The organism is Acinetobacter boissieri, from assembly GCF_900096955.1.
Lineage (GTDB): Bacteria > Pseudomonadota > Gammaproteobacteria > Pseudomonadales > Moraxellaceae > Acinetobacter > Acinetobacter boissieri.
Genome location: NZ_FMYL01000007.1, coordinates 76,375 through 95,679, shown reverse-complemented (window position 1 = coordinate 95,679; position 19,305 = coordinate 76,375). Strand labels below are relative to the sequence as shown.

Genomic DNA, 19,305 nt, shown 5'->3' with positions numbered 1-19,305 from the left:
CATAAGTGTTCAAACTATGGTGATTTTTTATCTATCATATCTAAATCTTGAGTATCTTCTTTGAGTTCGTGAATCCATTCACGCCAAACTGCGAGTAGTACAGCTAAAATAACGGGGCCAATGAACAGTCCTATCAGACCAAAACTGGTGATGCCACCCAATACCCCAAACATAATTAGTAAAAATGGAATTTGTGTTGCACCTGAAATTACCAATGGTCGAATGACATTATCAGACGAACTCACAATACATACTCCCCAAACAAGTACCGCAATTGCACTGACCACATGACCTTGAGAAAGCAACCAAAGGGCTACGCTTCCATAAGACACTGGCGTACCAAATGGAATTAAAGCCAACACAAATGTGACTAAAGTCAGTAGTAATGGATTAGGTACATCTGCAACAAAATAGCTTAGACCCGCTAAAATGGCTTGCACTAAAGCAGTTAATCCTATGCCATATACAACAGCACGTGTTGTATCTGAAATTGTGGTCATATAATGATGAATACGGGAGCCAATCACTTTTTCTAGTGCAAAATGAAATTGTTTAAGTAGGGATGGACCATCACGGTAAAAAAAGAATAAAGACAGTAAAGTAAAGCTGAGTTTAACCAAGTTTCGTGTAATTTCACCAACAACTATGCGACCATAATTTAAATGATTTTGTAGCCATACGCTGATATTTCGAAAAATGAGATCAGGATTCGCATTCAATTCAGACAAAATACGAGTCGCTTCAGTACCAACAAAAGGGAGTTGCAACATAAAGCTCGGTAAAGTGAAATGACCTGCGTAGATTTGTTGCTGTATTTGTAAGAATAAATTTTGCCCTTCACGTTGTAAAATTACAATACCAAAACCTATTGGTAGCCCAATTGTAAGTAAAATAATCAGCAGCATACATATTGCGCCTAGATTACGTCGCTGTGTACCACATTTTTTTTGTACCCAAGTGTAGATAGGCCAAGTCATATACGCAATAATGATGGTCCAAATAACAGGGACGATAAAGTATTTTAATACATTAAAGCTTAAGTATAAAAAAATACCTAGTAGCCCCAAAAAAAAGGTTTTATGCAGCAAGCTAGGGATATATCGTTGCACGAACAACCTCACATTGTTTTACGTTATGGTGATTTAGATATTGAGAAATATGTTAAAACCACTGTGTTTTATCGTCAATAATTGCATCGAGTAGGGGCTGCCATTGTTTTTGAATGTCAATATAGCGTTTTTGTGTATGATCAAAAATGCTTAAACCTTGTGCGGCCAATTGACCATATACAGCTCGTTCAGAAATCCAAGCCACAGGTTCATGTTCTACTTTTTTGAAAAAATCTTGAAATGCTTGTGAGTTTACACTTTGTGGCTTTACTCGATTGGCCAACAGTAAAATGTCTACTTTGCCTTTGCGAATTCTCTTAATATCTTGTAATTGCTTTAAAAAACTTTTAGTACTATGTAAATCAAAAAAAGAGGGTTGTAATGGTGTGATAATGGCATGACTTTCACTAATCAGTTGCTCTGCAAGATCGCCAGAAACTGCACCAGGTGCATCAATCACTAAATAGTCTACATGTTTGGGGGTATCACCAATCGATTTTTCATTACGCCAATCTAAAGATAGAATATGTGCAACACGAGAAGAACGTTGTTTTAGCCAATGTAATGTTGATTTTTGAGTATCTGCATCGGCTAAAGCGACTGTATATCCTTTGACTGCCAACGCAGTTGCCACAGTAATTGCTGTATTAGTTTTACCACACCCACCTTTTTGATTTGCAATCAGAATTGTTTTCATAAGAAATATATAAGCTGTGACATTTTAAATACTGTAGCATTTTTAGCATGATAAAACATGACAATATGTGTGCTGAAATAGTTGACCAATAGAGGAATGAAATAAGATGCCAGCATGGATGATTTTAGTTATTGGAATAATATTAGGTGCAATATTAGCCAGTATGCTACTTGCACGAACACGGCAGGGTAAAATTCAAGCCGAATATGAGGCTTACATTTTAAAGCTTCAAGCGGAACATACGCTTGAACTTCAAGTTGCACAAAAGCGAAGTGTAAATACCAGTCGTGCTGTATTAAAAGGAAAAATGGCAGAACAATTTGCTCCAATATTACCCGAGTTTAATTACTTACCTGCAGATGCTAGATTTCTTGGTGATCCTATCGATTATGTTATTTTTGATGGATACACTGCGTTTAGAGATGGGGAAGGTCGTGCAGAAGATATTAAAGTCATTTTTATGGATATTAAAAGTGGTAAAGCACGACTCACTGCAGGGCAAAAAGCCATTGCTCAGTCGATTGATCAGAAAAAAGTACGTTTTGAAACACTATATATACAGTTTGATGAATAAGTCGCACAAAGCAAGTAAAACCATTACGAATGGCATGATGCCAATATGTCATTATGAGTGTAGCTTGGAACAAATGAGTGCGAAGTCATGAAAGGTATTATGTGTTGTATAGGATCAATTGCTTTAGCATGTAGCAGTGCGGTGTACAGTGCACAGACTTTTGATCATGAAGGAAAATATAATATTGCCAAAGGGTTTATGCCCACAGCACCTGAACAATCCATTCGAAGTTTGAAACCTTTTTTAGGTGACTTTCGCATTTTAAGTACGAAACAATATCGTCAAGATGAACAAGCAAAATTTTCGCCTGTAGATTTTGCAGTGAGTTGGGGTTTGTTTGCTAAACCAAATGTTGCACAGCACATACATGTTCAGCAATATGATCGCTTTTTAAATTGGAAAATGAACCCATTGCCGGTGTCACCACAAAGTGCGATGCAAATGGTCTCTAATATGCACATGATACCCGCTTCACCTGATGTACTTAAACAGCTCAATCAAGTCAAAAGAGGTGATTTAGTTCGCTTACAAGGTGACCTCGTGGAAGTGAAAGATGGTGATTTAGTGTGGACATCTTCTTTAACCAATACTGACGTAGGAGAAGGTGGGTGTGAGCTGTTTCGTGTCAAGCACGTGCAATGGTTACAAAAAGTGCAGATGTGAGGTTTTATCTGGTTGTGAAATATTATACATTGGAAAAAGGTATACTTTTAAATTGTCAGTGTAGAAATAGAATAAGTGAGCGAGATCATGATCAGTGCATTACGCATGGGCGTTGTCTGTGTTGCTTTAGCAGTGGTTGCTTGTCATGGCACAAGCCCAACTGTAGATGGTAAAACGCACGTATTTACCTTAAAGCAAAAATGCCCAGCACTCTTACAAATGAAAGTGGGGCAGAGTTTAATGTTTCATGCCCCTGAAAATATCAGCACAGGGTATAAATGGCAAATTGTACAGCCATTGCGTTACTTTAGCGTAGACCAGTCTGAGCAAAAGACTAAATCAGAGCAACCTGAAATGCTAGGACAGCCTACAGAAAAAATATTTCAATTTTCTGCACTTCAAGCAGGAGAGGAGGAAATTTCTTTACGCTATGTAAGGCCTTGGGAAGCCAATGATCCCAATGCTGAACGTTGGGCTTGCCGTATACGTATTTCATCTTAAAACTACAATCAGTTAGTCTAAAGCACGAAAGTGGTAAACGTGGGTAATATAGGGAAATGCAATTTCGTCTTGCCCCGACTTACCAAGCATATCTTGTACAATATCTTCTAAATCTTGTTTGAGCTGCGCTTGCGCTGTGCTAGACCATGTTTTAACAAAACTACTCGATAACAAGCGTTGGGTGACCACTTGATCGACTGTACCAACATGAGCGTAGTGAAACTGCTGTGTTGTTACTTCTTCAAATATACCTTGTTGAGCAAAGACCTGTTGCCATTGCTGTGTATAAAAGCGTGGCGCATCTTTTTCAAAGGGTTTTAAATGTTCAGAAAGTGCTTTAACCCATGCTTGATTATTATCTCTATCATTCCAGATTAAAATAAAATCACCTTTGGGTTTAAGTAAGCGTTTCATTTCATAAAGTGTTTCTATGTTTGCAAACCAATGAAAAGCTTGAGCACAAAAAATAGCATCAAAGTGTTGGTCAGGTAATTGAATTTGATGGCTTAAAGCATTTATGACATTAATGTGAGGATATTTTTCTTTAAAGATTGCTCGCATTGCATCAACGGGTTCAGCCGCTATAATTTTGGGTGTGAGCGGTATTAAGCGAGCTGTAAATTTACCCGTGCCTGCAGCCAAATCTAGGGCTGTAGAGTGTTCACTTAACTCTAAATGTTGTTGAAGCCATTGGCTCATTTCTTCTGGGTAGTCAGGTCGAGCATGTTGATAGTTTTGAGCATGTTGCGTGTTAGCAAAGCCTTGCTGTGCTGTAGGGTGTATGCTGTTTTTTAACATGACTTTGCCATTTCATAAATAACGTTAGTTTGTATTGATTGGCTTAAAATAATATTGATGTAATCTAGGTATTATTAAAATTTATAATGATTGCTGATAAAAACGCTGTAGTGCCTTAGTAAATTGTAATAGCTCAGTTTGTGACATTCGGCTTTCTTGTAATAGTGTAATGACAGTCATGTGGGAGCGTTTTAATTCTGCCACAGTCTGAGCCATTTCAATTTTCTTGGTATGTGCTCTACTCATTAAGCCACAATATTTGCCTAGCGTCGTAATCAGTAAATGTTTCATGTTGTCAAACGTGAGTTCGATCTGTTGATACTGTTCATAGCTTGGTTCAGTTACAGACTGCACTGGTGTTTCAGTCGCCTGCATAGGTACAGATTGAACCTCATTTTGTTGAGTAGGTGCTTCTTTTGCAGTCTGAGCCGGTGTAGTTACAGTATCTTGTACAAATGTGTCTAATTGGGACGACTCATCATGATCTTGCTTAGAGGGTAGGTTCTGTTTAACAAAGCCTAGACGAATTAAGCTGTCAAAAATGTCAGATGAATACATACGTTGTTTTGCATCATCAGAAAATTTATTAAAATCTTTACTACTTATTAAGATCAGCAACTGACGCTGTTTCACAGAGAGTATACGATCACGATTTTGTAACGCCGTAATAGCTTCGGCTGTTCTAATATAATTCATGCCTAAAATTCCAAAAGCACACTAAAGTGGTGATTTCATACTTTATACTTTGACAAAAATATATGACAAACTTATGAAGCTATTGAATTATATTGGCTTTTTTTGATGCTTATTTTATTGCTCAGACAGTATATAATATGACTTAACTTGACTACTTTTATAAGTTTTCTAGAGCGAATTATAATTTTAGTGTGATGAACTAACCATGATTTTCATTAAAATAATAATGTTTTAGATCAAACTTTTAACCTTTTGGTGTGTAATGGATAAACAAATTATTTTTGAAGATGACCATATTAGAGTTATTTTTTTAAAAGGACATTCTGAAGAGTTAATTTTTTCATTTGGTGATCTCATCACACGTGCGAAAGGCTTAAGCATTAATGCTGAGAAATCGCTACTTAAATACGATTATAATGTGATTGGCGTAATGCCAAAAGAGAAATCATGGTTTCCTACAGAAAGCATGCATCAAATGATGCATGCTGTACAGCCCTATTTAGCGCAATTTAAAACCATTGTTGGTTATGGCGGCTCTATGGGGGGATATGCTGTAATCAAATATTCGAAACTGTTACAGATGTCACGGGCGATTGCTTTTGTACCACAATACAGTATTAACCCACAACAAGTTGAAGACCGCCGTTACGCCGAGTTTTTTGATATTAACTTACATCGTGACATGGATATTTCTGCACAAGATATTTCTGCTGAAACAGATTATATTATCGTTTATGATCCATATTACAATGAAGACAAAGAGCATTACTTAAAAATAAAAGAGATGCTACCGCGCTTAATGACCTTCAATTTACCATTTACAGGACATGATGCATTGTCTGTTTTGGCCAGTTCAAGTTTACTCAATGATTTTATTCGTCATAAACTAGATCAAGACTATTTTTATGCACAAATTCGACAGGTAAAAAAGAATAGTAAGTTTTATTATCGCCAAGTCATTAGCCAATTGATGTCTAGACATAGCAAAGCACTGGGCCGTATTTTAAAAAATAATGATTTACAGCTAGATACGCAGTACTTTGATCCAGCGCTTAAACAGCTTATTACTCGTATTATGCTAAACCGTAGACAAGTCACCGAGCAAGATTTGCAGAAGCTTGGTATTAAAGTTAATCTACCTCAAGAGTCAAATTTAAAGTTACAAGATCATTTTGAGAGCTTCTTAATTTTTAATTTGATCAGCAGTAAAGTTGAAAGCTATACCCAAGAAGCAATAGATTTAAATGACAAATATCTAATTCCACTTTTGGCAAAAGCAAGCTGTTTAGTGAAAGTTGAAATTAATCGTGAGCGTTATATTGTAGCCATGAACGATCGTGGCGTGATGAAACTGGTTAAAGAAAACGATGCATTGTCGACTGATTTAAGCCCATTGGTTCTGAAAAAACATGATGGATATTATGTGATTAGTTATAAGGGTAAAAATTTAAGTACGGATGAATATGGGGTATGTACTTTTATTGACCCACCTTTAACAGATGTGACACGTTTTATTTTAGTTTAAGTATCAATGCCATATAAAAAAGCCCCCATATATTTGAGGGCTTTTTAAGTTTATGCTTGTAAAACAGAAATATCCGCAATGGCTGTAAAGAGCTGTCGTAGTTGATTGAGTAGGCGTAAACGATTGACCTTCAGAGCTTCATCATTTGCCATGACCATGACATTTTCAAAGAAATGGTCAATCGGGGTACGAAGCGTTGCCAGCGCTGAAAGTGCTTCAGTATACTGATGTGTTTTGAGTAAAGGTTCAACTTGAGGAACCAGCTGTTGAATGGCTTGATATAAACCTTTTTCAGCATCTTCCACCAGTATACTTTCAGATACTTGACCTTCGGTTGCCGGTTCTTTCGCTAAAATATTGGCCACACGTTTATTGGCAGCAGCAAGTGATGCGGCTTCTGGTAGGGTACGGAAGTGATTGACTGCGTTAATGCGTTGTTCAAAATCCAGTGGTGAGTTTGGTGATAAGGCTTGTACTGCCTGAATGACATCTACACTCACACCTTGATCTTCATATTTAGCACGGTAGCGACCTTCTAGAAACGCGGTTGCTTCACTCAACGTCTGTGAAGGGTTCTTAATAATATCTGCATAACCTTGTAAAGCCATTTCAATCAGGCGCTGAATCGATACTTCTAGCTTGTTTTCAATGATTAATCGTAAAATACCTATCGCAGAACGACGTAGAGCAAATGGGTCTTTTGAGCCTGTTGGGGCTTGACCAATGCCAAAAATACCTACCAAAGTATCTAAACGATCAGCCAGTGCCAGCGTTGTCCCTGTTTTTGTACTTGGGAGTACATCGCCTGCGAATTTAGGTAAATATTGCTCACCGAGTGCTTCAGAGATTTCGTAGTTTTGTCCTTCAAGGCGAGCGTAGTATGTTCCTGCAATGCCTTGTAGCTCTGGAAATTCACCGACAAGTTCTGATGTTAAGTCACATTTTGCAAGTTTGGCAGCTTGTGCAGCATCAGCTGGGTTTGCACCGGTGATTTCAGAAAGTGCGACTGCAAGTTTAGCAATACGCTCTGATTTGTCCCATAGTGTGCCAAGTTGTGCTTGGAATACCATATTGGCGAGTTTTTCTGAACGAGAAGCCAAAGGCTGTTTTTGATCTTGTAGAAAGAAAAATTCTGCATCGCTTAAGCGAGGGCGAACAACTTTTTCGTTACCCTCAATGATCTGTTGTGGGTCTTTTGATGCAATGTTAGATACCGTAATAAAGTAAGGCTGTAGCTTATGGTTGGCATCTACTAAACAAAAATATTTTTGGTTATCTTGCATGGTGGTAATGAGCGCTTCTTGCGGTACAGCTAAATAGCGATCTTCAAAAGTTGCACGCAATGCCACAGGCCATTCGACCAGCGCAGTTACTTCGTCCAGTAAATCTTTAGGTACAATGGCTGTCGCATTGACTTCATTTGCTAAATCTTTGACTTGATTTTGGATGATGTGTTGGCGTTTTTCAAAGTCAGCGATGACATACGCTTTTTCAAGTACGGAAAGGTAATCATTGGCATGCTGTAGAGTAATGGCCTCTGGTGCATGGAAACGATGACCATAGGTGGTATTTCCTGTTTTATGGTCTTGAATAACTGCATCAATTACTTGGTCATCCTTGAGTAACAGCACCCACTTCACAGGACGTACGAACTCAGTACGGCTTGCTGCAGAGCGCATTCTTTTAGCAATTGGTAACTGGTTGAGCGAGTGTTGTAAAATTTCAGGCAATAGGGTATCTATAGATTGCCCTTTGACTTCTTTGTAGTAGCAGACTTTTTCAACTTTACCTGCTTGGAACGTAGATACATCGGCTACAGTAATACCTTGACCACGCATAAAGCCTTCTAGGGCACGAGTCGGTTGACCATCAGTATCAAAAGCAGCTTGTTTTGCAGGACCATCAAAACGTTTCTGCGTATCAGCTTGAGCTGTATCTAGGCCTGTAATTTTAAGGGTTAAACGGCGTGGTGCAGCATATGCATTGATTTTTTCAAAATTTAAGCCTGCGCTGTTTAAGCCTTTTTCAGTTTCTTGCTGTAATGCATCACGCAGTTTTTTTAAACTTTTTGGAGGGAGTTCTTCACAGCCAAGCTCAAATAATACGGTGTGTTGATTCATTATTTTTTCTCCGCCTTGGCTTTTTCTAGGTCAAGCTGTGCTTGTATTGCAGCCAATGCTTCATCTCTCAGTTTTGGCTCTGCCATTGGAAAGCCCAGTTTTGCACGTGCATTAACATAACTTTGAGCAATCGCACGAGACAGCGTTCGAACACGTAATATAAAGCGTTGGCGCTCTGTCACAGAAATTGCACCACGTGCATCCAGTAAGTTGAATGAGTGAGAAGCTTTAATGACTTGCTCATAGGCAGGTAAAGGCAAGCCTGCTTCAGTTAAGCGATTGGCTTCTTGCTCATAAAAATCAAATAACTCAAAAAGTTTTTCTACAGGTGCATATTCAAAGTTATAAGTCGATTGCTCAACTTCATTTTGATGGAATACGTCGCCATAGGTTACTGTGCCAAACTGGCCTTTGGTCCAGACTAGATCATAGACAGAATCTACACCTTGTAAGTACATGGCTAAGCGTTCTAAACCGTAAGTGATTTCACCGGTAACAGGGTAGCACTCTAAACCACCGACTTGTTGGAAGTAAGTGAATTGTGTCACTTCCATACCATTTAGCCAAACCTCCCAACCAAGACCCCATGCACCAAGGGTTGGAGATTCCCAATTATCTTCGACAAAACGAATGTCGTGAACCAAAGGGTCAATGCCAATGGCTTTTAAAGAATCTAGATAAAGCTGTTGAATATTATCTGGGTTTGGCTTTAGTGCAACTTGGAACTGATAGTAATGCTGTAAACGGTTTGGGTTTTCACCGTAGCGCCCATCTTTTGGGCGACGTGATGGCTGTACATAAGCCGCATTCCAAGTTTCAGGGCCTAATGCACGTAAAAACGTAGCTGTATGATATGTACCTGCACCCATTTCCATATCGTAGGGTTGCAGTATTACACAGCCCTGTTCAGCCCAGTATGTTTGTAATGCCAGAATAAGGCCTTGGAAGGTATCAATGTGAGAGATGGCGCGACTCATGTAGCATCCCTAAAATTATAAGAAAATTGTGAGTAAGTATAAGGATTTTACCAATCTGTGGCAAAGACTATCTGTCGTGTCAAGCAGAACCCTAAGTAGAAAATATGGTGAGCTCTGCTTGATGAGATGCAAACTTATTTTGCATGTTCTTCATAAACAGTTTTCATGTTGTTGGGTTGTGTCATATTAGCGGTTTTATTTGCTTTAGGCATAACGAGCCACAGTATTAAATAGACCAAAATACCAGGGAAAGCAGCACTCATTACAGATACGATAACGAATATCAAGCGTAACAAATTAGCATTCCAACCAAATCTTTCAGCAATACCGCCCATGACGCCTGCAACCATATGTTGTTTTTGCGAACGATAAAGCCCTATTTTACGGTCAACCATGATCATTCTCCTATAGTCACCATCTTTGTCTAATAGATATATGGGTTACGGCATGTATTTTCTAGCATTAATCACGCATTAAAGCGTTAATTTATGTAAAAGATGATATGGCACATTAAAGTTTTAATTAGAATACAGCCATACATAAACAAGTGTTTGGCGTAGCTATAGACGGTCGTCTATTTAAATGGTTGCTATGATCGGCAAGTTTAGAGGGTAGTCAATGCGTGATGATCTGCGAGGTAAAAGCAAGGTTTACTGTGTACATGGCATACTTGTATTACTCAGTTTAACTTTACTTGGTTGCGATAGCCATATTGAACAAGCAGAGAAAGCCATCACACCTAAAACAACACATGTAGATGAAACTCCTGACGCTTCGCATCATACTAATCTATGGCAAGTGGCAGGGCAGGCCACTATGCCAAAAAAAATACAACAACATTCTCAAGCTACGGAGCAAAATAAAAAACTAACTGAAGAAGAAAAAGCAATTGTGGGACGTTACTCAGTAGTCGTTCCTTGTACAGATCCAATTGCGCGCTGTGGCGATGAAAAAGAGGATGCTGTAGAGTTTATTTTAAACCTTATGCCTGATGGTTCTGTCTATCGTTTGATTAAGCGATTAGGGAGCATTCAAGTTGACTCTAGATCTTCACAGAGTTACTACAAAGATCATTGGGAGTTAAAGCAGATTAATGCACAGCAGTACATAGTTACATTCTACTCAAGTAATGGTATGAAGTTTTTTTATCGTATTGATGACAATAAGCGATTGGTGATGGACTTAGGTCGAAATAAGCTGATTAACCTGCAAGCGTATCGAACAGGTTATCCATTTCCTGATCGGGCATATACTTTATCGAAATTACCAGACTAGAAAATAAAAAAGCCTCTTTTAAAAAGAGGCTTTTTTGAATCTTGGTGGGTCGTCCGCGACTCGAACGCGGGACCAATGGATTAAAAGTCCACTGCTCTACCAACTGAGCTAACGACCCAAAATGATCAAGGTTTAAGATAGTGGTGGGTCGTCCGCGACTCGAACGCGGGACCAATGGATTAAAAGTCCACTGCTCTACCAACTGAGCTAACGACCCGTATCTTCTTGATGGAGCGTATTGTAGCAACTTATTTATTGATGACAAGGGTTTTTTTAGAAAAAGTTGTACATTTGATTATAAAAGCTACAAATTGGTGACAATGTGTCAAAAATTAATCTGTAATAGATTCAAATGGCTAAGTGAAGTCGTTATTTTTTTAATGGATAAAAAATCAAGCCACCTATAACAGGTGGCTTGATGGGGCTAGATTAAGATTCTGGTGTAGCTGCTTTTTTAGGTGGTCTGCCACGTGGTCTACGAGGTCTAGCAGGTTTGTCTGCTGTTGCTGAAGAGGCCTTTTTCTTACTCTCAGCTTTGGCTTCTTTACTGACTGTATCTTCTGTCGCAATGGCCTCTTCGGGCTTTGCGACCACTTCAGTCTGCTCAGGTGCTGTTTCAGCGACTTCTACTTTAATGGTTGTTTCTGTTTGTACAGGTTGTTCAATCACTTGCTCAGTGGTTTCGTGGACAACAGGCACTTCAGGATTAGCCTGTGCTACAGATACATCATCTTCAGCTTTAGTTTCAGCAACCGCTTCTGCTTTATTCGCTTCTTCTTTCAAGTGCTGCGCTTTTGCTTGCTCTAATGCTTGTTCAGCTGCAAGTTTAGCTAAGCGTCTACGCTCACGTGGGTCATTTGCAACACGCAATTGTTTAGTTTGAGGTGGTGTGAGTGACAGTGCTTCAGCATTGATATCCGTTGCATTACTCTTTTTTTGCACCGTAACATCTCGTGTTACAGATTTTTTCTCTGTAGCAACGATAGGCTGATTTTGTAAAGCAATATAGCTTTCAGTAAATTTATTCAGTGCACGATTAAAGGTTGGAATCAGGCCAAACTGCTCAATTAACACTGTGCAATCTTCACCGTAAACAGTACGAATCAAACTCGCAACACTGTGCTGTTTTAGCGCAGGGTTTTGCGTTGCTGAAATTTGCGGTGTCGCTGCTGAACGTTGAGTTTGTACTTGTTTTTGACGGCGGCTTGAACGCGGGTCATTATTCGCACGTTTCGGCTTTTGCTCACTGGCTTGCTGCGTTGCCTCTGCTTTTTCTGGCTGAGTATTTACAACAGCTTCCACAGGTGTTGCTTTCTTTTCAGGTGCAACATGAACTTCTTTTGCTGGCGTGCTTGCTACTTCAGTACGAACAGTTTGAGGCGGTTGGTCTTTAGTAATCGCAACAATATCTTTGCTTGATTTGTCTAAATTAACGACTAATGCTGTTGGCATATCTTCGTGACGAGGAACATCAACAACATGAACCGTTGGTTTCTCATTTAAGTTGACCGTTTGAGTCACTTCCGTGGCAATTACAGGCTGCTGTTGTTCCAATACACTAGGATCTCGTTGACGATTTGGTCGTTGAGGGCGTTGTTGGTTGCGGTCACGGCGAGGCATAGGCTGTGTTGAGTGTGTTGAACTCTCATTTGGCTCACTTACTGCGTTGTGCTGTTGGTTGCTTTGAGCATGGTCTTGTTGCTGGCGTTTTTGTTGACGCTTTAAATCTCGCATTTCTTGACGAGAAAGTTGAGTTGTTTCTTCGTGAACATGACGTGGAACGACTTGTTCAGTCGGTTGCTCGCGCTGTTCTTTATACTTGTTGTTGCCATTGTTACGAGATTTTTTATTGTTATTACGAGGCTGACGATCTTCTCTTTCAGCTTCATTTTTTTCTACTTTTGCGGTCGTAGAGGTCGGGGTTTGTGGTGCAAGGTATGCATTGTTTGAAGGTTCAGTCACACTCTGTGGGGTGGTGGTTGGTTCAATTGAACCAAATTGTCCCTTGCTGACAGCACCACGGTTTACCATGGCTTCAATGGCTGTTGCGGCATGATTTGCTGTACGGGTTTGATCTACAGTTTGTGCTTGTTTTTGAGTAAACAAGTTCTCTAACCATGCACACGGACTGTGAGCTGTTGTCACTGCTTGAGTGGTTGTTTGCTCAGCTTTTATAGTCTGTTGTTGTGTTGACGGTGTTGCCGCTTTTAATGTTTTTTCTTTGGCTAAAGGCGTAACAACTGCTTTTTCACCTTCATCCAAGTGCCATTCAGCAGATTGGTAGCCTAGTTCAGCTTCACTTGAGCGAGTTGCTTCAGTACGCTCGTAACTGGTTGGCGCAAATCCTTCAGGGTTGTACTGGATTTGATAGTGTGGCGTTTCTAAATGAGGGTGTGGCAATACAGTAATACGTACATTTGAGCTTTGCTCTAAGTAGACTAACGTATGGCGTTTTTCATTGAGTAAGAACGCTGCAATTTCAACAGGTACTTCTATTTGTACTTCGCCTTGACGCTCTTGTAAGGCAATTTCCTCAACCTTACGCATAATAGACAATGACAATGAGCGAACATCACGCACCATGCCTGTACCGTGGCAGCGAGGGCAGACGTAGCCTGTAGACTCTTCTAAAGATGGGCGTAAACGCTGGCGACTCATTTCCATAAGGCCAAAACGTGACAATTGGCCAAACTGTATACGAGCACGGTCACTTTGAGTGGACTCTCTGAGTTTGGCTTCAACCATGCGTTGATTACGGTCTTTGCTCATGTCAATGAAGTCAATAACGACTAAGCCACCAATATCACGTAAACGAAGTTGGCGTGCAATTTCTTCAGCAGCTTCTAAGTTGGTGTTCAGTGCAGTTTCTTCAACATCTTGACCACGCGTCGATTTTGCTGAGTTAATGTCAATCGCAACCAAGGCTTCGGTTTGGTCAATTACAATTGAACCGCCTGATGGCAATTTAACTTCACGTTCGTAAGCTGTTTGAATTTGACTTTCTACACCAAAGTGCGCAAATAGTGGCTCGTGGTGAGTATAAGTTTTTAGCTTATCAAGCTGAGATGGCATCACTACTTTGACAAAGTTATAGGCTTCGTTAAAGGCTTGCTCATTATCAATTAAAATTTCTGTGACATCATCACGTAAATAGTCACGGATTGCACGAGTAACGACCCCAGCTTCTTGGTGAACAAGCATTGGTGATGGGCCAGAGTTTGCTGTACTTTGAATTTGTACCCAAAGGTCGAGCAAGTGTTGTAAATCTTGTTGCAGTTCTTCTTGACTGCGACCAATACCAGCAGTACGTACAATCACGCTCATACCACGAGGTGTTTGTAGTGATGCAAGTTTTTCTTTAAGTTCTTCACGTACAGCCCCAGAAATCTGGCGACTAATGCCACCACCTTTAGGGTTGTTCGGCATGAGTACAAGGTAACGACCTGCCAAAGAAATATAAGTAGAGAGCGCAGCGCCTTTGTTACCACGTTCTTCTTTTTCGACTTGAACTAAAAGCTCTGTACCTTCAGTTAATAGTTCGCGAATATTTGATGTTTCACGAGAGTCTGCACTAAAGTAATTACGTGAAATTTCACGCATTGATAAAAAGCCTTGGCGTTGTGCGCCATACTCAACAAAAACCGCTTCTAAAGACGGCTCAACGCGAGTGATATGGCCTTTATAAATATTAGACTTTTTTTGTTCTCTTGTTCTATTTTCAAGGTCAAAGTCATATAGACGTTGGCCAGTGACAAGTGCAACACGGACTTCTTCTGCATGTGTTGCATTAATCAGCATACGTTTCATGTGGGTTATACCTAATCGTTGAACAACAACGATAAGTCAGTCTACTGTATGTAAATAAAAGCGTTTCACGAGTCATATCTTGGTTGTAAATCAAGTCACGTTTTGCAGTTTATTTACATATAAACATATCATGTTTCTGTTTGACTAAATTCACCTAAAATCATCTCGGGCTGTATTGATGTAATGCAAAGAGAACTTTATTGCTTGTTCTGCTTGTGTGTAAAGTGACTCTCGCACGGAAAACTCATCGTGGCTGAGGTTCACTTATGGCATCTTTCAATACATCAAATGCTTAAGCCTGATTAAAGTGTCAGGGAATGACTTATTCGATGTGTTTCAGTTTACATTAATAAACCAATATAAATTGGCAACATATATTTTGGGGCAAACTGTTTTGTAGACAAACGCATTATTTTACGCAACAGTTTGCAATTTTGCCGATATAATAACGCCCTTGGCATCGGCATATTCTTTTAGGACCATTCCGAGTTGATGATGAGAATGTCTGTTCAATGCACAATATTTTATTAAATATTTGTACAGAATCTCATTTACGGTGGTATCCGAGCGCTGACTATAGCAAACCTTTGCGCATCTGCCTATGGGTAACGAGGTGATTTTTGCTGAAAAAAAGTAGTTAATTGGTTATATTTTATTCATTTTGTGGAAAATACAGTTTAGGGAACAGGTATGGATGAGAGTCAACAGTGGCAGAACGTGACATGGTTTGATGTTGATGAAAATCAGCTTGATCAAAGAATAGATAATTTTTTATTTTCTCGACTAAAAGGTGTACCAAAAAGCCGAATTTATCGTTTAATTCGCGAAAGTCAGGTGAGAGTGAATAAGAAGCGAGTGAAAGCAGAAACACGTTTAAAGATTGGTGATCAAGTTCGAGTCGCTCCGATTCGTTATGAGCAAAAACAAGAAGCAGATATTGCGATTAGCGATAGTGTTATACAAGGACTATTACAACGTGTTGTATATGAAGATGAAGGTTTGCTGGTCGTAAATAAACCATCGGGTATTGCGGTGCATGGTGGTAGTGGTATGGCGTATGGTTTGATAGAAGCTTTACGGGTTGCTACAGGTAAGAAGTATTTGGAATTGGTCCATCGGATTGACCGCGATACTTCAGGCTTGGTAATGATTAGTAAAAAGCGTAGTACTTTAAAATTGCTACAAGAATATTTAAGAGAACACAAAATACAAAAAACGTATGCAGCGATTGTAAAAGGGCAGGTGAGCTTAGATCGGCAATTGATTGATGCACCTTTATTGCGCTATGAGCTGTCCAATGGCGAGCGCCGTGTGAGAGTGTCTAAAGAGGGTAAAGTGAGTCAAACAGTGTGGCAGGTAGAAAAAAGATTTAAAGGGGCAACATTGGTGTATGCCTCCCCCTTATCTGGCCGTACGCATCAAATTCGTGTACATGGTTTAAGTATTGGGCACCCATTGTTGGGTGATGATAAGTATGGACATCAAATACAATATCACGGGGTTGAGCCTCATCGCTTATGTTTGCATGCCTTGCGCTTAGATATACCCGGTTATGTAACAATTGAGGCACCATTACCAGAAGATATGCAAAAAATCTTAAACAATTTAACTGTATGATGGCGTTTCATAGATTGGGGTATTTGGGATAATTATGCAAAATCATGCAGTAAAACTGGTTATTTTTGATTGGGATGGCACATTGTTTAATTCGGTCGGGCAAATTGTTGCAAGCCTTATGCATGCTGCTCAAAAGTATAATCAGCCATTAAATGCAGTAGATGCGAAAGATGTGATTGGTTTAGGTTTACCTGAAGTGATGCAACGTTTGTTTTCACAAGCACCTGAGTTACATGAGCAATTATTAACAGCATATTCGACCCATTATGTTGAAAATTCTGTACAAGACCAATGGTTTGATGGTGTTGCTGATATGCTAGACACTTTGAACACTAAGGGTATTTTATTGGCTGTAGCAACAGGGAAAAATCGTAAAGGTTTGGATCGTGTATTGGCTAAAACGAATAGTACAGATTTATTTGTTGTGACTCGTGCTGCCAGTGAAACAGCCTCTAAGCCAAACCCTCAAATGTTACAAGAAATTCTTGATTATACCGGCGTTGCGCCTGAGCATGCCTTGATGGTGGGCGATACGTGTTATGACCTAGACATGGCACAGCGTATTGGTATGCCAAGTGTGGGCGTAACCTATGGTGTACACTCAGAAGAAATTTTAAATCAATACTCTCCGATTGCAATTGCACATACCATTTCACAGTTAGATCAAATTTTAACAGTAGATGTACTTGGTATTTCTGCTTGATTTGAAGAAATAGATAAGCTGTCAATCATCTCTAAGAAGCATTGGAGTGCAGCTGAGGTATTTTGTTTTTTATAGCTCATAACAAGGTCTAGTGTCGGTAATTCTACATCTAAAGTGCGAAAGGCGAGGTTGGGTAGGCTACTAAAAGGGTCTACATATTTGGGCAAAATTGCACAGCCTCGCCCAGCATTAATTAAATTTAAAGTATCTACAATAGTTTGGGTTTTTACTTGTGATTTAAATGTAATGTGATGTTTTTCAATGAATTGTGTAACGGCCTGATTCAGTACCGCTAAACTACTTGAAGTGGGTGTAATAATATTCAAGCGAGTCAGTGTAGATCGTGGAATATGTTCAAGTGTAGATAACGGGTCTTGTTTGGGTAAAATTAAAGCCAAATCATCTTTAAATACAATATGATTTTCCACCTGATCGTGCGTTACGACTTGGCGTGTAAAAATAATATCTAGTTCATCTTTAATCAAAGCTTGGTGTTGCTCATGATCGTTTAGAATATTGAGTTCAATTTTAAAATTGGGGTGTTGAATACGAAAATTAGGCAAAATTCGTGGGAATATTCGTATTTCAGCAGCAGTAATAAATCCAATTCTAAGAATTTGTTGTTTAGATAAATATGCTTTTCTGACCAAATAAATTGATCGTTCTGCTTGAGCGATGGTGAGTCTTGCTTGCTCTAAAAAAATGATCCCTTCTTCGGTAAGCTCTACTTTTCTTTTTGTACGATTAAATAAACGAACACCAATTTCTTCTTCGAGGTCTTTAATTTGTTGGCTCAATGATGGCTGTGCAGTATAAAGGCGTAGTGCTGCTTTACTGAAGTTCAATTCTTCAGCAACAGCAATAAAGTATCGGAGGTGACGCAATTCCATAACAAAACACCTAATATATGTCAATATTATATTGATTTTTAAGTATAAAATAATTAATTTAAAGTGGTCATACTTTTAGTTATAGCATACATTTTTTTATCTGCGATAGTAATGAATATTTTTAAAATTGGTGTTATCTATCGTCTAATAGGATTTTATTTTTATGTTAATTTTCTTGAGTTGTATTGAAAGTGTAACTAGTGGCGTATGTAAAGATCGAACATGCTAAATAATAAAATAAGTTATATCTTTAAAGTGTAAATTGTTTTAAAAGACCTACATTATTGCAGAGCCAATCATATGACGCTAAAGCCGATGCATTATCAGCTTGTGACACAGCAAAGTTATCTACATTGTATACAAAAGCCACAATGGGATTATTCACAACTCGATTATTTTAAAAATGGGCGTTTTTATAATCAATATCCTGAAACAGTAGCTTTAACGAAAGGTAAGTTATTTAAATGGTTGCTTTCTCGTAAAGATAAAGCATGGTCTCAGCATGATGATTTTTCACAACAAGCACAGCAACGTTCAAAAACACAGATTGTAGATCAGGCTCCTGATGTAAAGACATGGCGTATTTGGTATGTTAATCACGCCACAATACTGATACAGATCGGAACTTTCAATTTACTCACTGACCCGATTTGGGCTGATTTTGCAGGGCCTAGACAAGGTCTTGGTCCACGCCGTGCCTGCTTAGCAGGCATTGCACTTGAAAATCTACCACGCATTGATGCGGTGTTACTGAGTCATAATCATTACGATCATATGGATTTGGCGACGTTGGCATGGCTACATGAGCGTTTTGCTATGCCAATTTATACAGGGGTGGGTAATTCGTATTACCTGCCTTCCAGTTGGCATGTCATTGAAATGCAGTGGGGGCAATCAATAGATGCTTTAGGGTTTAGCTTAACTTATACACCTGCACAACATGGTTCTGGGCGAGGGATTCGAGATCAAAATAAAGCACTTTGGGGTGGTTTTTGTATACATTATCAGGAGGATTACCTTTACTTTGCTGCAGACACGGGCTATTGCCCGCAATTTACAACATTGTATGAACAGTTTGGTGCACCTAAAGTTGCCTTATTACCTATAGGTGCATATGAGCCAAGAAAAATCATGAAGTATCTGCATATGAATCCTGAAGATGCAGTACAAGCACACCTTGACTTAAAATCATGTTGTTCAATTGCCATACACCATCATACATTTCAGCTGACTGATGAGGCACGTGATGCACCTGCAGACTGGTTAAGATCGTTGGTTGATGAGCATGAAACGATTCAACCATTTTATTGCTTATTAGAAGGGCAATATTTAGATGTATAAGCTTGTGTATTA

At 39.2% G+C, this 19,305-nt stretch carries 17 protein-coding genes and 2 tRNA genes; 8 read left to right on the top strand and 11 right to left on the bottom strand.

What is annotated here, in order from left to right; genetic code table 11:
* Positions 1 to 14: 14 nt before the first annotated feature.
* Together BLS38_RS08525 and BLS38_RS08520 are read right to left on the bottom strand one after the other, a co-directional pair.
* On the bottom strand, positions 15 to 1,109 hold the full coding sequence (locus BLS38_RS08525) for an AI-2E family transporter (protein WP_092748602.1): 1,095 nt from the start codon (positions 1,107 to 1,109) through the stop codon (positions 15 to 17).
* 52 nt (positions 1,110 to 1,161) lie between these two features.
* A complete protein-coding gene (locus BLS38_RS08520) occupies positions 1,162 to 1,806 on the bottom strand; it encodes a ParA family protein (protein ID WP_092748600.1) in 645 nt (214 codons plus the stop codon).
* Between the two features lie 106 nt (positions 1,807 to 1,912).
* Here BLS38_RS08520 and BLS38_RS08515 point away from each other — a divergent pair, with 106 nt between their 5' ends.
* From BLS38_RS08515 to BLS38_RS08505, 3 genes are all read left to right on the top strand, one after another.
* Positions 1,913 to 2,380 carry a Holliday junction resolvase-like protein gene (locus BLS38_RS08515; RefSeq protein WP_092748598.1) on the top strand — a complete coding sequence of 156 codons (468 nt, stop codon included), beginning with the start codon at positions 1,913 to 1,915 and terminating at the stop codon, positions 2,378 to 2,380.
* Between the two features lie 87 nt (positions 2,381 to 2,467).
* Entirely contained in the window at positions 2,468 to 3,043 is a 576-nt protein-coding gene (locus BLS38_RS08510; RefSeq protein ID WP_092748596.1) for a hypothetical protein, read from the top strand.
* A gap of 87 nt (positions 3,044 to 3,130) precedes the next feature.
* Positions 3,131 to 3,544: a protease inhibitor I42 family protein gene (locus tag BLS38_RS08505; RefSeq protein ID WP_092748594.1), complete on the top strand. Its 414-nt coding sequence runs from the start codon at positions 3,131 to 3,133 to the stop codon at positions 3,542 to 3,544.
* A gap of 12 nt (positions 3,545 to 3,556) precedes the next feature.
* Here BLS38_RS08505 and BLS38_RS08500 read toward each other — a convergent pair whose 3' ends face one another.
* On the bottom strand, positions 3,557 to 4,342 hold the full coding sequence (locus BLS38_RS08500) for a class I SAM-dependent methyltransferase (protein ID WP_092748592.1): 786 nt from the start codon (positions 4,340 to 4,342) through the stop codon (positions 3,557 to 3,559).
* 81 nt (positions 4,343 to 4,423) lie between these two features.
* Complete coding sequence (locus BLS38_RS08495) at positions 4,424 to 5,038, bottom strand: hypothetical protein (RefSeq protein ID WP_092748590.1); 615 nt, start codon at positions 5,036 to 5,038, stop codon at positions 4,424 to 4,426.
* A gap of 262 nt (positions 5,039 to 5,300) precedes the next feature.
* Between BLS38_RS08495 and BLS38_RS08490 the strand changes: the two genes are divergently transcribed.
* Entirely contained in the window at positions 5,301 to 6,563 is a 1,263-nt protein-coding gene (locus BLS38_RS08490; protein ID WP_092748588.1) for a hypothetical protein, read from the top strand.
* A gap of 50 nt (positions 6,564 to 6,613) precedes the next feature.
* Here BLS38_RS08490 and glyS read toward each other — a convergent pair whose 3' ends face one another.
* The 3 genes from glyS to BLS38_RS08475 all read right to left on the bottom strand — a co-directional run bounded on the left by glyS (position 6,614) and on the right by BLS38_RS08475 (position 10,055).
* A complete protein-coding gene (gene glyS, locus BLS38_RS08485) occupies positions 6,614 to 8,683 on the bottom strand; it encodes a glycine--tRNA ligase subunit beta (RefSeq protein ID WP_092748586.1) in 2,070 nt (689 codons plus the stop codon).
* Positions 8,683 to 9,660, bottom strand: a complete 978-nt coding sequence (gene glyQ / locus BLS38_RS08480) for a glycine--tRNA ligase subunit alpha (RefSeq protein ID WP_092748584.1) — start codon at positions 9,658 to 9,660, stop codon at positions 8,683 to 8,685. The genes glyS and glyQ overlap by 1 nt, the downstream gene beginning before the upstream one ends.
* Before the next feature lie 134 nt (positions 9,661 to 9,794).
* Entirely contained in the window at positions 9,795 to 10,055 is a 261-nt protein-coding gene (locus tag BLS38_RS08475) for a PspC domain-containing protein (protein WP_092748582.1), read from the bottom strand.
* A 223-nt stretch (positions 10,056 to 10,278) separates the two neighbouring features.
* Here BLS38_RS08475 and BLS38_RS08470 point away from each other — a divergent pair, with 223 nt between their 5' ends.
* On the top strand, positions 10,279 to 10,935 hold the full coding sequence (locus BLS38_RS08470) for a hypothetical protein (RefSeq protein ID WP_092748580.1): 657 nt from the start codon (positions 10,279 to 10,281) through the stop codon (positions 10,933 to 10,935).
* Between the two features lie 42 nt (positions 10,936 to 10,977).
* Here the strand turns inward: BLS38_RS08470 and BLS38_RS08465 are convergent.
* The 3 genes from BLS38_RS08465 to BLS38_RS08455 all read right to left on the bottom strand — a co-directional run bounded on the left by BLS38_RS08465 (position 10,978) and on the right by BLS38_RS08455 (position 14,742).
* Positions 10,978 to 11,053 (bottom strand) — tRNA-Lys (locus tag BLS38_RS08465).
* A gap of 23 nt (positions 11,054 to 11,076) precedes the next feature.
* Positions 11,077 to 11,152: transfer RNA gene (locus BLS38_RS08460), tRNA-Lys, on the bottom strand.
* Between the two features lie 212 nt (positions 11,153 to 11,364).
* Positions 11,365 to 14,742 (bottom strand): Rne/Rng family ribonuclease, encoded by a 3,378-nt coding sequence (locus BLS38_RS08455; protein ID WP_092748578.1) that lies wholly within the window; start codon positions 14,740 to 14,742, stop codon positions 11,365 to 11,367.
* 690 nt (positions 14,743 to 15,432) lie between these two features.
* Between BLS38_RS08455 and BLS38_RS08450 the strand changes: the two genes are divergently transcribed.
* Positions 15,433 to 16,359, top strand: a complete 927-nt coding sequence (locus BLS38_RS08450) for an RluA family pseudouridine synthase (protein WP_092748576.1) — start codon at positions 15,433 to 15,435, stop codon at positions 16,357 to 16,359.
* Positions 16,360 to 16,393: 34 nt separating this feature from the next.
* A complete protein-coding gene (locus BLS38_RS08445; RefSeq protein WP_092748574.1) occupies positions 16,394 to 17,062 on the top strand; it encodes an HAD family hydrolase in 669 nt (222 codons plus the stop codon).
* On the opposite strand, the gene BLS38_RS08440 is transcribed toward BLS38_RS08445, so the two are convergent.
* On the bottom strand, positions 17,023 to 17,952 hold the full coding sequence (locus BLS38_RS08440; protein WP_092748572.1) for a LysR substrate-binding domain-containing protein: 930 nt from the start codon (positions 17,950 to 17,952) through the stop codon (positions 17,023 to 17,025). The genes BLS38_RS08445 and BLS38_RS08440 overlap by 40 nt on opposite strands.
* A gap of 315 nt (positions 17,953 to 18,267) precedes the next feature.
* On the opposite strand from BLS38_RS08440, the gene BLS38_RS08435 reads away from it, so the two are divergent.
* Complete coding sequence (locus BLS38_RS08435) at positions 18,268 to 19,293, top strand: MBL fold metallo-hydrolase (protein WP_244518242.1); 1,026 nt, start codon at positions 18,268 to 18,270, stop codon at positions 19,291 to 19,293.
* The last annotated feature ends 12 nt before the right edge of the window (positions 19,294 to 19,305 follow it).